We start from the raw sequence: 14,029 nt of genomic DNA on the forward strand, positions 1-14,029 counted from the left end.
AGCCGACCTCGAATGCTGTGATGCTCGCCGTACCCCATGTACGGCTACGCTTCTCGCTTCGATCTCGGCCCGCTCGCGACGAATCCTCCCGCAAGCGCGGCCAATAGCCAGATGAAAGGCCGCTTGATCGCCGCAAAGCCGATCAGGCGGCCGACAGGAGAATCGAAAATGAGCAAACAAGTACAAGAAGCTTACATCGTCGCCGCCACCCGCACGCCGGTGGGCAAGGCGCCGCGCGGCATGATGCGTCATGTGCGCCCGGACGATATGCTGGCGCACGTGATTACCGGCGCGCTGGCCCAGGTGCCGAACCTGGACCCGAAGCTGATTTCCGACTGCGTGGTGGGCTGCGCCTTCCCGGAAGCGGAGCAGGGCCTGAACATGGCGCGCATCGGCGTGCTGCTGGCCGGCCTGCCCAATACCGTGGGCGGCATCACCATCAACCGCTACTGCTCGTCCGGCATCAACGCGGTGCAGATGGCCGCCGATCGCATCCGCCTGGGCGAAGCCGACGTGGTGATCGCCGCGGGCGCCGAATCGATGTCGCTGGTGCCGATGATGGGCAATAAAGTGTCCTTGAATCCGGAAATCTTCGCCAAGGACGAAAACTACGGCATCGCTTACGGCATGGGCCTGACCGCCGAGAAAGTGGCGCAGCAGTGGGGCGTGTCGCGCGAAGACCAGGACGCGTTCGCGGTGGAGTCGCACCGTCGCGCGCTGGCCGCGATTGACGGCGGCAAGTTCAAGAGCGAGATCACGCCGCTGGAGGCGACCTATCGCACGCCGAATCTGGAAACCGGCGAAGTGGCGGTCAAAACCCGCGTGCTGGACACCGACGAAGGTCCGCGCCGCGAGACCACGCTGGAAGGCCTGGCCAAGCTGAAAACGGTGTTCGACGCCAAGGGCTCGGTAACCGCCGGCAACTCTTCGCAGATGTCCGACGGCGCCGGCGCGGTGATTCTGGTGTCTGAGCGCGTGCTCAAGGAGTTCAATCTGACGCCGCTGGGCCGCTACGTCACCTTCGCGGTCAAGGGCGTGCCGCCGGAAATCATGGGCATCGGCCCGAAAGAGGCGATTCCCGCCGCTTTGAGCCAGGCCGGCCTGAAACAGGACGACTTGAAATGGATCGAGCTGAACGAGGCGTTTGCGGCTCAGGCTTTGGCGGTGATCCGCGACCTGGCGCTGGACACCTCCAAGGTCAATCCGCACGGCGGCGCGATCGCGCTGGGCCATCCGCTGGGCGCCACCGGCGCCATCCGCACCGCCACTCTGGTGCACGGCATGCGCGACGCCGGTCAGAAGGGCTACGGCATGGTGACCATGTGCATCGGCACCGGCATGGGCGCCGCGGGCATCATCGAAGTGTTGTAAGCGGGATTCTTCTCGCATGAAAAAACCGGCTCGTCGCGGCGAGCCGGTTTTTTATTGTCCGCCGCGCGGCGGACGGGATTCAGTCCACCTTGGACAGAGTGTCGAAGTCGCTGTGGCTGCAGTCTTCGTATTCGTGCTGCGGGGTTTTGAGGCGGATCTGGTAGGACTTGCCTTGCGCCGCCAGCACCAGTTGCTTGTCCGGCTGCGTCAGCGCCTTGGGCATCAGAAAGTAGCGTTGGCCTTTGCGGGAGTTGGGCTGGGTGATGTAGATGGCGGTGGAGGGCGGAGAGTCCGAGTGCTCCGGATCCAGCAGCGACACGCCGACGGGATTCTGCCCCAGGATTTCTATGCCCACCTTGGTGCCGTTGCTTTGGCGCAGTATCCGGCGAATCACACCCAGCAACTGCGGATGGTTGTCCGCCTTGACCAGGATGACGCGGCCGATGGCCAGTTGCTCAACCGCCTTGCCGATGAAGGTGAGACCCATGCCGGTGGAGCTGATGTCGTTGATGCGCCAGTCGCTGGCGCGCTCCGGGTCTTGCGTCGGCACGTCCTGAACCTTGACCTGATAGGCGACGCGCTCGAAGCCTATGCTGACGTGGGCGTTGGACGCGTGCAGCGAGCGCTCGGACTTGCGCAGCGACTTGCCGCCGTCGGTAGACCAGCGGATGGCCAGTTTTTCGCATAGAATGGCCCATTCCTCTCGTTCCAGGCCGCCGTCCATCGCCTCCAGCGCGGGAGGGATGCGTCTGTCCAGATCGAACATCAGATCCGCCAAGCGGCTGGTGATCTCGTAGGCGGACCAGTAGCGATGCCATTTGCCGGCCATGCCGCGCAGCATGGCCTGAGGCGGCTCCGGCATCGACAGGTTGTAGACGAAGATGGGTTCTTCCACCGGAGGTTGCTTGTCCAGCGGTATGCCCTGGCTCAGCATCATCAGCAGTTGGTCGACCGCGATGATTTCCTTGTGCAGCATATTGTCGGTCTGCGCCAGGAACAGCATGCCGGCCTGGATCAGCAGCTGTTCGCAGCTGAACTCGTCCGGGCTGTTAAGGTAAAGCTTGATCGGGTACCGGGAAAAGCCGCTTTCCTCTGCCTGGCTGAAAAAGCGGAAGCCGTTTTGCCAGGCCGCGCCTTCCGGTTTCAGGTAGCGCAGCGAATTCCAGGCGATCAGCCGCATCTGGTGATGCAGGCCGCGGATGGTGACGATGCGGATTTCGTCTTCCGGCACCGCGTTGGGATGGCTTTTGTACAGCCGCAGGCAGATCTGGTAGGCGGAGGACAGCTCGTGCCAATAGGCCAGAATGGTGGGCAGGTAGCCTTTGCTGCCGCCTTTGGACTGCAGATAGTCCTGGCACAGCTGACGGTGAATGTTGTTGGCCTTGTCGTCGACGTAGACCAGGGTCTTGACGCGCTCTTTCAGCGAGATGTCGGTGTCGGTGTTGATTTTGGCGACGGCTTTGATGATTTCCACCAAGGCGCCGAAATACTCGGTTTCAGGCAGGTCGCGCACTAATAGGGTTGCGGACTGCGCCACTTCGGAGGCAGTCGTGTTTTTGTTCAGTAGGGAACTGACAAGTGATTTGAAGTCAAACATTTAGCCCGGCTTTATAGGAAATTATGTTTTCATTGGCATATCGCTATATCTTACGCCACGCGCAGGCGTGGGTGAAACGGTAATTCTCATTATTTACCCATATGCTTACAAATAACAATCGCTGGAATCGGCGACAGCGGCTGGTTGTGCTGCTGTTGCTCGGAATTTTGTCGCAAACGGCCTGGGCGGGCGACGCGGAAGAGCTTGGCGCTTATCCGCCGCAAGGCGTGGGTTTGGTGCTGGGCGGCGGCGGCGCGCGGGGTTTCGCCCACCTGGGCGTGCTGAAGGAACTGGAGCGCCTGCGGATTCCCGTCGCCTGTATCGCGGGCACCAGCGCCGGGGCTCTGATTGGTGGTATTTATGCAAATGGCTTGCCCTTGGCGCAGATGGAGCGCGAGTTCAACGCCGCCGATTGGGACGCCTTGCTGTCCGGCAAGCCGACGCGGGCGGACGTGCCCTACGACCGCAAGCGCGATGATTACAAGAACTATCTGGACATTACCTTCGGCCTGAAGAAAGACGGGTTGAAAGTGCCGCGCAGCGCGATCAATTCGCAGGAAATCGAGCTGTACATCCATAAGCTGACGCGCGACCGCGTGGTGGGCAGCTTCGACCAGCTGCCCATCCCGTTCCGGGCGGTGGCCACCGATCTGGCGACCGGCGAGCCGGTGGTGTTCTCGGAGGGATCGCTGGCGCGCGCGCTGCGCGCCAGCATGGCGGTGCCGGGCTTGTTCGATCTGATCGAGGACGACGAGGGGCGTTTGCTGGTGGACGGCGGCCTGGCGCGCAACCTGCCCATCCAGGACGTCAAAGGCCGCTGCGCGGACAGGGTAATCGTCGTCGATGTGTCCACGCCGCTGATGACGGCGAAAGAGATCAACAGCCTGTTCGATGTGGTGGCGCAGACCTCCAATCTGATGGTCAGCCGCAACGCCAAGGAGCAGCTGCGCAAGCTGGACAAGCGCGATCTGGTGATCAAGCCGAATTTGAGCGGCTATACCTCGGCTTCCTTCAGCGAGCATCGGGCCATCACCATGCGCGGAGAAGAGGCGGCCAAGGCGCTGGCCAAGCAGCTGTCGGCCTATTCGGTGTCCGAAGAGGAGTACGCGGCGTGGAAGCGCCGGCTGGAGCGGCCGCATTTCCCCTTGATCGACAAGATCCAGGTGGAAGGCAAGCCCGGCCAGTTCACCAAACCGGAGCAACTGGCCAAATCGCTGGCCTTTTCCTCGGTGGTGGAGCCTATCAGCAGCGCCCAGGCCCGTCTGCGCGGCGTGTTCGCCGGCGGCGATTACGACAGGCTGACCTACCGCGTGGACAATGTGTCCGGGCGCAATGTGATGACGGTGTCGCCGCTGGAGCGCAGCATAGGGCCTAACTTCCTGCGCTTCGGCCTGAACCTGAGCAGCGCGACGCCGGGCGAGAGCAACTTCAACTTCTTGGCCTCGCATGAATGGCGCAACGCCAACAGCGCCGGCGGCGCCTGGCGCAACGATGTGTCCATCGGGCAGGACAAGCTGATCAAAACGGAATGGTATCAGCCGCTGTACGAGGGCAGTCCGGTGTTCGGCGCCGCGTCCTTGGGCTATCGACAGGACTTTCTGCCGATTTACAACGAGGACCATTCATTGAATACGGAGTGGACTAATAATGTGGGCAGCCTGCGTCTGGATGGCGGCGTGGCTTTGGGCCGTTACGGGGAGTGGCGGATTGGCGCGTACCGGGACGATAATCACTTCGGCTCGCGGGTATCGTGGCTTCCCGGTTGGGTGCCGCAAAACTTTCGGGATACCGGGGTGGGCACCAGCCTGGTGGTGGATCAGTTCGACAATCCGCGCTGGCCGCGGTCCGGCTACTTCATCAGCGGTCGCTTGACCAAGAGCATTCCGTCCTGGGGCAGCGATGTCAATCTGACCAACTACGATACGACCCTGGAGTACGCCAAGACCCTGGGCAGCGTGACGATGCGGTTGACCGCCAAGAACAAGGGGGCTTTGAATCTCGACGACAGAGAGGATGCCCTGGCTTTGCCCAGATCGCTGGGCGGTTTCTTGAACCTGAGCGGTTATCAGGATTCCGAACTGATTGGCGATCGCTCGTCCTTGTTCCGCTCGATGTTTTATTGGCGAGCGTCCAGCCTGCCGTCCGCGCTTGGCTCCGGCGTCTACGCCGGCGTCTCGATGGAGTTGGGCAAGATCTGGGGGCGAGTGAGAGCTGAAGATCTCACGTCGCAAGATACAAACTGGATTCCCGCCGGTTCTGTCTTCCTGGCTGCGGACACCATTATCGGGCCGTTCTTCGTCGGCGTCGGCACCGCCAAGGGCGGCAAACCCACCGCCTATCTGTACTTGGGTTCCGATTACTGAGCGAATCCGAGCTACGCAGCAGCGAGTCCGGAGCGCCGTATGGCTTTCGCCATACGGCGTTTTGTCTTTATTGAGCCGGCTGCCGTTTTGGCCAGCCGGCTTTGATCTTTCGGACGGTTGAGTTTTAAGTTGTCGTATTTTCTGTTGTTGTTAAGTGACGTAAAAATACAAACGTTTGAATAATTCTGGTGTTTTCCTCCGCTTTCTCCTATTAACAAGTTTGGGCATGCAAATAAGAGCAAATACTCAGCCCGCATATCGTTAACTTGAGGAGAAACACCATGAAGAAGTTGCTTCACGGAGCCCTGCTGTGTCTGGGGCTATGCTTGCCCCTGTCCGCCGCTTACGCCGCCGGCGGCTATACCCAGACTCGTTATCCCATCGTGCTGGTGCACGGCCTGTTCGGCTTCGGCCAGTTGTTGGGCGTGGACTATTTCTACCAGGTGCCGGCGGCCTTGCGTTCCGACGGCGCGCAGGTGTTCGTGGCCGAAGTGTCCGCGCTGAACAGCAACGAGGCTCGCGGAGAGCAGTTGCTGCAGCAGGTGCAAAAAATCATCGCCATCACCGGCGCCGCCAAGGTCAATCTGATCGGCCATAGCCAGGGCGCGCCCACCGCGCGCTACGTGGCCGGTGTGCGGCCGGACCTGGTGGCCTCGGTGACATCGGTGGGCGGGGTCAACAAGGGTTCGGTGGTGGCCGACATCGTTCGCGGAACCGTGCCTCCGGGCTCGGTGTCGGAGGCGGTGGCGTCCGCGGTGGCCAAGGCCTTGACCGCGGTGATGCAGTTCTTCGCCGGCACTACCGGGCAGCCGCAATATCCGGTGGGCGCCCTGGACTCCTTGACTACCGCGGGATCCGCCGCTTTCAGCGCCAAATTCCCGCAAGGGGTGCCGACCAGCGCTTGCGGCGAAGGCGATTATCAGGTCAACGGCATCCGTTATTACTCATGGACCGGTTCGTCCACCGTCACCAATGTGCTGGACCCCTTGTCCGCGCCCATGGGCGTGCTGGGGCTGGCCTTCGGCTCCACGCCCACCGACGGCCTGGTCAGCACTTGCTCGGCCCATCTGGGCCAGGTGATTCGCGACAACTACCGGATGAACCACGTCAACGAGATCAACCAGAGCTTTGGCCTGGTCAGCCTGTTCGAGGTCAGCCCGGTGAGTTTGTACCGGCAACAGGCCAACCGCTTGAAGAATACGGGGCTGTAATGCGGCGCGCCTGGATGGGCTGGAGCTGCGCGTTGTTGCTGGGCGCGCTGGTCTGGCTGGGCTGGCCCGGGGCCGACGAGGCGACGGCGCAAGCCGGCGGTTCCGCGTCTCCGACGGCGGCGCCGTCGCTGCGCGGCACCCAGGCCGACGGCCGGGCGCGGGTGGAGGCGAACGGCGCGCTGAGGGTGGACGCCGAACTGCGGCGCTTGTTCGATTACCAGTTGGCGGCGTTGGGGGAGCGGGATCTGCCCGCGACCCGCAAGGCGGTGGAGCAGGCCTTGTCGGCGCAGTTGAGCGGAACAGCCTTGAAGCAGGCGCTGGACTTGTTCGACCGCTATGTCGCTTACCGCCGAGCCTTGAGCGAGGGCAAGGCGGCGGGCGGCGTGGCCGAGCGTTTGCAGCAGATGAGAGCGTTGCGCCTGCAATTCCTGTCCGCCGGCGAAGTGGCCGGCTTGTTTGGCGATGAGGACGTCTATGACGATTTCACCGTCAAACGGCTGCGCATCGCCGCCGACGTCGGCTTGAGCGCCGAGCAGAAGGCCGCCCGCCTCAAGGCCTTGGAGGCGGGCTTGCCGGCCGAGCTGCGCGCGGCGCGGCTGGAGCCGGTCAAGCATTTGAGCCTGGCCGAGGCGGAAGAGGCGTTGCGGAAGAAGGGCGGCGGCGAACAAGAGCTGTACGCCTTGCGCGCCGGCATGGTGGGGCAGGCCGCCGCCGACCGCTTGTCGCAGCTGGATCGCGAACAGGCGCAGTGGCAGTCCAGGGTGGAGGCCTATCGTCTGGAGGCGCGGCGCTTGCAGACGGCTGCCGGCCTGGACGCGGCGCAGCGGCGGCAGGCTCTGGCCGGCTGGCGCGCCCAGCGTTTCAGCGCTCAGGAGCAATTGAGGCTGGACGCGCTGGTCCCGCCTCAATAAGCAAGGGCTTAGCCCTTGTTTTCGTCCTGAAACAGCCGGGAGAGACCTTCTCCCGGCTCTTTTTCCCGCATGAAGGCTTCGCCCACCAGGAAGGTGTGCACCTCGTGGCTGCGCATCAGTCGCACGTCGTCGACGGTGGCGATGCCGCTCTCGGTGATGGCGATGCGGCCGTTTTCGATTTGCGGCAACAACTTCAGCGTGGTGGCCAGGCTGACTTCGAAGCTGCGCAGATTGCGGTTGTTGACGCCGATCAGTTCAGTCCGCAGCTGCAGCGCCTGTTCCAGTTCCTTGGCGTCGTGCACTTCGGCCAGCACCGCCATGCCCAGCTCCATCGCCAGGGATTCCAGTTCGCGCATCAGCGGCAGCTCCAGCGCGGCGGCGATCAGCAGAATGCAGTCGGCGCCCATCGCGCGGGCTTCGTACACCTGGTAGGGATCGACGATGAAGTCCTTGCGCAGCACCGGCAGGCGGCAGGCGGCGCGGGCGGCTTGCAGATAGGCGGCGTCGCCCTGGAAATACTGGCGGTCGGTCAGCACCGACAGGCAGGCGGCGCCGTGTTCGGCGTAGCTGGCGGCGATCTCGGCGGGGCGGAAGTCCTCGCGGATCACGCCCTTGCTCGGGCTGGCTTTCTTGATCTCGGCGATGACCGCGGCTTGGCCCAGCGCGTGCTTGGCGCGCAGCGCGGCGACAAAGTCGCGACGGTCGCCGTTGAGCGCTTCCGCGGCGGCGCGCACCGCGCTCAGCGGTTGCCGCGGCAAGGCGGCGGCGATTTCTTCGCGCTTGGTGGCGATGATGGTGTTGAGTATGTCTGACATGCTTGAGTCTGCAATCCGGGCAAGTCGAAAGAAACGACCATCATGCAGGATCAGCCGTGGCCTTGACAAGCCGCGGCGCTCAGCCTTGCTCCGCGGGCTCCGGCCTGCGCGGCACCTCGACGATGCGCGGCGCGTGGCCGGTCAGGTCCAGGAAGCGCATCAGCTCGCCCATCGGCAGCGCCAGCGTGCTGGTATTGACCAGCGGATGGCAGAGAATGGCGTCGCGACGGCTCAGCGCCTGGTCGACGACGACGGCGACCTGGCGCTCGCGGTCGTTGAAGGCTGCCAGCAGCGTCACCGCGCCCGGGGTCAGGCCCAGGCAGCGCAGCAGGCGTTCCGGCGAGGCGAAACGCAGGCCTTTGAGTTCCAGCAAGTCGCCCAGGGCCTTGATGTCGACGCCGGCGTCGGCCGGCACCGCCAGCAACACATGCTGACGGCCCTTGGCGTCGCAGAGAAACAGGTTTTTGCATTCCGCGCCGGGCAGGCCGGGCGTCAGGCGCGCGGCCTCTTCGCAGGTGTAGACCGGTGGGTGGTCGAAGCGCTGGTGGCGGATCTGGTGCTGGTCGAGAAAGTCGTATAAAGCGTGTTCCATCTCCGCAGGCTAGCATGGCGGCGGCGCGCGCTTCAATGGCCGCGCCGCGAGGCCTGGTTCAATCTCGCCAGCGGTCTTCGAACACCAATTGCTCCAGCGGCTGGCGGCTGGCCCACTTTTCCTGCTCCAGCATAGGCTGGGCGTAGAACTCGGCGACATGGCCTAGACAGAGCACGGCGATGGGCTTGGCGCCCTCGGGCATGCCCAGCAGCGCGGCGAGCGCGACGGGGTCGAACAGAGACACCCAGCCCATGCCCAGGCCTTCGGCGCGCGCCGCCAGCCACAGGTTCTGGATGGCGCAGGCCACCGAGGCCAGATCCATTTCCGGCAGGGTGCGGCGGCCGAACACATGGCGCTCGCGGCCGTCCATCAGAGCGGCCACCAACACCTCGCCGCAGTCGCGGATGCCTTCCACCTTCAGGCGCAGGAATTCCGCCTGGCGTTCGCCCAGTTGGTCCGCGGTGCGCAGCCGTTCCGCGTCCACCAGCTTGCCTATCTCCTCGCGCAGGCCGCGGTCCGCGATGCGGATGAAGCGCCACGGCTGCATATAGCCGACGCTGGGTGCGTGGTGAGCGGCTTCGAGCAGGCGGCGCAGCAGCGCCGGGTCCACCGGGTCCGGCAGAAAATGGCGCATGTCGCGTCGCTGTTCTATCACCCGGTAGATGGCGGCGATGTCTTGATCTGGGTAGCGGTGCATGGCGGACCTTTCTGGCAAACGGACGAGTGGGGATTTTTCAGTGTCGGAGGATAGCGGCTTTGCCACAGCTGGCAAATAGCATGGCGCCGCTTGCAGGAGGACTCATGACTTCGGTCAAGCGATTCAGCGGATTAGACGCTTTTGGCATGAGTTTCCCACATGACGCGGCGCATGCGGGCGTGATAAAGTGGACAGTCTGAATTCCAACGTTGCCGCGCCGGGCGCGGCGCGTTCGGCCATAGCCCGAACCGCTATCGCATCTTGATGATTTAGAGGACTTTCCGTGACCCGAATTGCAGAACTAGAACCCAAAGTCGTCTGGGAGCATTTCCAGACCCTGTGTGAAATCCCGCGTCCGTCCAAGCATGAGCAGCAATTGCGCGACTACCTGAAGGGGTGGGCGGAACTGCGCGGCCTGGACACCGTGGTGGACGAGGTCGGCAACCTGATCATTCGCAAGCCGGCGACCCCAGGTTACGAAAACCGCGTCGGCGTGGTGCTGCAAGGCCATCTGGACATGGTGTGCCAGGCCAACACCGGCACCGAGCACGACTTCTTCAAAGACCCGATCCGCCCGGTGCTGCAAGACGGCTGGCTGGTGGCGGAAAACACCACGCTGGGCGCCGACAACGGCATCGGCGTGGCGCTGGGCATGGCGGTGCTCAATAGTGAGGACATGCCGCATGGTCCGGTCGAGGTGCTGTTGACGCTGGACGAGGAAGCCGGCATGGGCGGCGCGCTGGGCCTGGGCACTGGCCTGCTGCAAGGCCAGTACCTGATCAATATCGATACCGAGGAATGGGGCGAGTTCTACATGGGCTGCGCCGGCGGCGTAGACGCCAACGTCAGCCGCGCTTACGCGACCGAGGCGCTGCCGGCCGGTTATCAGGCCGCCAGCCTGGTGATCAAGGGCCTGCGCGGCGGCCATTCCGGCGCCGACATCCATCTGGGCCGCGGCAACGCCAACAAGATTCTGATCCGCCTGATCCGCGAACTGGAAGCGGACACCGATCTGCGCGTGTCCTCGTTCAAGGGCGGCACCGCGCGCAACGCCTTGTCGCGCGAGGCTTTCGCCGCCGTGGCCTTCCCGGCCGCCGACGCGGCCAAGGTGGCGGCCAAGCTGGACGCCTTCCAGAGCCTGCTGCGTTTCGAGCTGGCCGGCGTCGACGAGGGCGTCACCGTGGTGCAGGAGAGCATCGAGCTGGACAAGGTGCTGGCGCGAGCCGACCAGGGCGCGATCTTCGCCGCGCTGCACGCTGCGCCGCACGGCGTCAAGCGCATGAGCCAGCGCGTCGAAGGCGTGGTGGAAACCTCGAACAACCTGGGCGTGGTGGTGCTGGAAGAGGGCAAGCTGTTCGCCAACCTGATGGTGCGCTCCTTGCTGGATTCCGGCACCTGGATGCTGGCGCGCGAGGTGGAAAGCCTGTTCCGTTTGGCCGGCTGCCAGGTGGAGATGGAAGGCGGCTATCCGGGCTGGGCGCCTAACCCGCAGTCCAAGCTGCTGGCCTTGTTCCAGCAAGTCTACGCCCGCGAATTCGGCGGCGAGGCCCAGGTGCAGGTGATTCACGCCGGCCTGGAGTGCGGTATTCTGGGCGCCAAGTACCCGGGCATGGACATGGTGTCCTTCGGTCCCAATATCCGCGGCGCTCACGCGCCGGGCGAGCGGGTGGAAGTGGAGTCGGTGGGCAAGGCCTGGCATCTGCTGAAGGCGGTGCTGGCGGCGGTGCCCGCGCGCTAAGCCGCGGTCCGCGGCGGTTTGATGCGATTACCGGCCGGCGCCTGCGCTGGCCGGTTTTGTTTTGGCGGCGCCGGTTTTGCCCTATGATCACAACAGCCGTGCCGCTGTTATTTCACATGGAGACAAGCGATGAACGATTCCATCAAGCGATTGCTGCTGACCGGCGGCCTGATCGTGTCGCTGGCCATGGGCATACGCCACGGCTTCGGCTTCTTCATGCCGCCGATGACCCAGGCCTTCGGCTGGAGCCGGGAGGCTTTCGCCTTCGCGCTGGGTTTGCAGAACCTGGTCTGGGGCCTGGCGCAGCCGTTTGCCGGCGCGCTGGCGGACCGGCACGGCTCCGGCAAGGTGCTGCTGGGCGGCGCTTTGCTCTACGTCGCCGGCCTGGCCTTGATGACGGTGTCCGGCACGCCCTTGCTGTTTTCCTTGTCCGCCGGCGTCCTGCTTGGCCTGGCGCTGTCCTGTGTCACCTACAGCGTGATTTTCGGCGTGGTGGCGCGCAGCGTGCCGCCGGCCTACCGTTCGCGCGCGATGGGCATCGTCGCGGCGGCGGGCTCTTTCGGTCAGTTCGCGATGATTCCGGTGGAACAGGGCTTGATCGACGGCCTGGGCTGGCTGCCTGCGCTCTTGATCCTGGCCGGCTGCGCAGCGCTGATGCTGCCCTTGGCCGGCTGGCTGGCGCGCGAGGACCAGCCGGCGCAAACCGTCGCGTCCACGCATTTGCTGCGCAGCATGGCGGCCACTTTCGCCGCCGCCTGGCGCGAGCGCGGCTTCCGCCTGTTGATGGCGGGCTATTTCGTCTGCGGTTTCCAGGTGGTATTCATCGGCGTGCACCTGCCGGCCTATCTGCGCGACCACGGCCTGGGCGGCGGCACCGCCAGCCTGGCGCTGGCCCTGATTGGCCTGTTCAACATCTTCGGCACCATGGCCTTCGGCGAACTGGGCAGCCGCTGGTCCAAGCCCGGCCTGCTCAGCTTCATTTACCTGGCGCGCAGCGTGGTGATCGCCGTTTTCCTGTTGCTGCCGCTCAGCGGCGTTTCGGTGGCGGTGTTCGCCGCGGCGATGGGTTTTCTGTGGCTGTCCACGGTGCCGCTGACCAATGGTGTGATCGCCGGCATGTTCGGCGTGCGCCATCTGGGCATGCTGTCCGGCGCGGTGTTTTTCTCGCATCAGGTGGGCAGCTTCCTGGGCGTGTGGCTGGGCGGGGCGCTTTACGACCTGCTCGGCAACTACGATCTGGTGTGGATGCTGGCGATCGCCTTGGGGCTGCTGGCCGCCGCCGCCAATCTGCCGGTGCGCGAAACGCCGTCGGCGAGTTTCGCCAAGGAGGACGCATGAGAGCCTTGCTGCTGTCCGTCGGCGCGGCGCTGCTGTTGGCCTGCTTGACCGGGATGTATCTGCGCGCCGATTTCGTGGTGGACCTGGCCAACCGAGTGTGGACTTGTTTCGGCTAGGAGCTGTCCCGCTGTCCGCGTTTTTATCGCGACAAAGGCTTGCGAGCATGACTCATCTCGCGGAAACTGGGTGTTTCGAGAGCCGCGCGCTCAAACGCGGGCGCGCGCGTCTCTGAACAGGATGTATGCAATAGAGAAAGACTGGAAGCCGTGTCGGAACATTTACTTAAACAGCATCGCGACGCCATCGACAACATCGATGTGGAAATCCTCAATCTGCTGAATCAGCGCGCCACCCATGCGCGCGAGATCGGCGAGATCAAGGGCGGCGGCATTATTTATCGGCCCGAGCGCGAGGCGCAGGTGCTGCGCCGCGTCAAGGATCTGAACCCCGGCCCCTTGCCGGGCGAATCGGTGGCGCGCTTGTTCCGCGAGGTGATGTCCGAATGCCTGGCGCTGGAAAAGCCCTTGTCCATCGCCTACCTGGGGCCGGAAGGCACTTTCAGTCAGCTGGCCACGCTCAAGCACTTCGGCCACGCCGCGCGCACGGTGGCCTGTAGCTCGATCGACGAGGCCTTCCGCCTGGTGGAGTCGCGCGGCCTGGATTACGTGGTGGCGCCGGTGGAGAACTCCACCGAGGGCGCGGTGGGCCGCACGCTGGACCTGATGGTGACCAGTCCGCTGAAGATTTGCGGCGAAGTGGTGCTGCGCATCCATCACCATTTGCTGCGCAAGGTGGAGGGCATGGACGGCATCCGCCGCGTGTACGCGCACGCTCAGGCCCTGGCGCAGTGCCATGAGTGGCTGAACAAGAATCTGCCGGAAGCGGTGGAGCGGGTGTCGGTGGCCAGCAACGCCGAGGCGGCGCGGCTGGCGGCCGAAGACGAGGGCGCGGCGGCGATCGCCGGCCAGGCCGCGGCCGAGCGCTACGCGCTGTTGAAGCTGGCGTCCAATATCGAGGACGAGCCCAACAACACCACCCGCTTCCTGGTGCTGGGGCTGCAGGACGTGGGCGCCACCGGCCAGGACAAGACCTCGGTGGTGGTGTCGGCGCCCAATCGTCCGGGCGCGGTCCATCATCTGCTGGCGCCGATTGCCGGCAATGGGGTGTCGATGAGCAAGTTCGAGTCGCGGCCGTCGCGCGCCGGGCTGTGGGACTACGTGTTCTTCATCGATATGGAAGGGCACCGTGACGACGCCAATGTGCAGCAGGCGCTGGCCGGCCTCGCCGAGTGCACTTCCTTCGTCAAGGTGCTGGGTTCTTATCCGCTCGCCGTGCTTTGAACGCCGGATGAGGATGCAAGCGGGCCGCGCAGCGGCCCGTTGTGTTTTTGACGCTG

The 14,029-nt window shown here is 64.4% G+C and carries 12 protein-coding genes; 7 read left to right on the top strand and 5 right to left on the bottom strand.

What is annotated here, in order from left to right; genetic code table 11:
• The first annotated feature begins 168 nt into the window (after positions 1–168).
• Positions 169–1,371, top strand: a complete 1,203-nt coding sequence (locus VK98_RS13180; RefSeq protein ID WP_048414477.1) for an acetyl-CoA C-acyltransferase — start codon at positions 169–171, stop codon at positions 1,369–1,371.
• A 79-nt stretch (positions 1,372–1,450) separates the two neighbouring features.
• Here the strand turns inward: VK98_RS13180 and VK98_RS13185 are convergent, their stop codons facing one another.
• Positions 1,451–2,908: a PilZ domain-containing protein gene (locus tag VK98_RS13185; protein WP_231589278.1), complete on the bottom strand. Its 1,458-nt coding sequence runs from the start codon at positions 2,906–2,908 to the stop codon at positions 1,451–1,453.
• A gap of 206 nt (positions 2,909–3,114) precedes the next feature.
• On the opposite strand from VK98_RS13185, the gene VK98_RS13190 reads away from it, so the two are divergent.
• Positions 3,115–5,331 (top strand): patatin-like phospholipase family protein, encoded by a 2,217-nt coding sequence (locus VK98_RS13190; protein ID WP_048414479.1) that lies wholly within the window; start codon positions 3,115–3,117, stop codon positions 5,329–5,331.
• 11 nt (positions 5,332–5,342) lie between these two features.
• Here VK98_RS13190 and VK98_RS23745 read toward each other — a convergent pair whose 3' ends face one another.
• The gene (locus VK98_RS23745; protein WP_156187862.1) at positions 5,343–5,630 is read right to left on the bottom strand and encodes a hypothetical protein; all 288 of its coding nucleotides are present in this window, start codon (positions 5,628–5,630) and stop codon (positions 5,343–5,345) included.
• Between VK98_RS23745 and VK98_RS13195 the strand changes: the two genes are divergently transcribed.
• Positions 5,613–6,542, top strand: a complete 930-nt coding sequence (locus VK98_RS13195; RefSeq protein ID WP_048414480.1) for a triacylglycerol lipase — start codon at positions 5,613–5,615, stop codon at positions 6,540–6,542. The genes VK98_RS23745 and VK98_RS13195 overlap by 18 nt on opposite strands.
• Positions 6,542–7,453 (top strand): lipase secretion chaperone, encoded by a 912-nt coding sequence (locus VK98_RS13200; RefSeq protein ID WP_053077379.1) that lies wholly within the window; start codon positions 6,542–6,544, stop codon positions 7,451–7,453. The genes VK98_RS13195 and VK98_RS13200 overlap by 1 nt, the downstream gene beginning before the upstream one ends.
• 8 nt (positions 7,454–7,461) lie before the next feature.
• Here the strand turns inward: VK98_RS13200 and trpC are convergent, their stop codons facing one another.
• From trpC to bluB, 3 genes are all read right to left on the bottom strand, one after another.
• Complete coding sequence (gene trpC / locus VK98_RS13205; RefSeq protein ID WP_048414481.1) at positions 7,462–8,268, bottom strand: indole-3-glycerol phosphate synthase TrpC; 807 nt, start codon at positions 8,266–8,268, stop codon at positions 7,462–7,464.
• Between the two features lie 79 nt (positions 8,269–8,347).
• Entirely contained in the window at positions 8,348–8,860 is a 513-nt protein-coding gene (locus tag VK98_RS13210; protein ID WP_048414482.1) for a prolyl-tRNA synthetase associated domain-containing protein, read from the bottom strand.
• Positions 8,861–8,918: 58 nt separating this feature from the next.
• A complete protein-coding gene (bluB, locus tag VK98_RS13215; protein ID WP_048414483.1) occupies positions 8,919–9,557 on the bottom strand; it encodes a 5,6-dimethylbenzimidazole synthase in 639 nt (212 codons plus the stop codon).
• A 283-nt stretch (positions 9,558–9,840) separates the two neighbouring features.
• Between bluB and VK98_RS13220 the strand changes: the two genes are divergently transcribed.
• The 3 genes from VK98_RS13220 (at position 9,841) to pheA (ending at position 13,973) form a co-directional block, all read left to right on the top strand.
• Positions 9,841–11,295 (top strand): aminoacyl-histidine dipeptidase, encoded by a 1,455-nt coding sequence (locus tag VK98_RS13220; RefSeq protein WP_048414484.1) that lies wholly within the window; start codon positions 9,841–9,843, stop codon positions 11,293–11,295.
• A 129-nt stretch (positions 11,296–11,424) separates the two neighbouring features.
• Positions 11,425–12,633 carry an MFS transporter gene (locus tag VK98_RS13225; protein WP_048414485.1) on the top strand — a complete coding sequence of 403 codons (1,209 nt, stop codon included), beginning with the start codon at positions 11,425–11,427 and terminating at the stop codon, positions 12,631–12,633.
• 266 nt (positions 12,634–12,899) lie between these two features.
• Positions 12,900–13,973: a prephenate dehydratase gene (gene pheA / locus VK98_RS13230; protein ID WP_048414486.1), complete on the top strand. Its 1,074-nt coding sequence runs from the start codon at positions 12,900–12,902 to the stop codon at positions 13,971–13,973.
• Positions 13,974–14,029 lie beyond the last annotated feature (56 nt).

Source organism: Chromobacterium sp. LK11 (assembly GCF_001043705.1).
In the GTDB taxonomy this organism is placed as follows: Bacteria; Pseudomonadota; Gammaproteobacteria; order Burkholderiales; family Chromobacteriaceae; genus Chromobacterium; species Chromobacterium alkanivorans.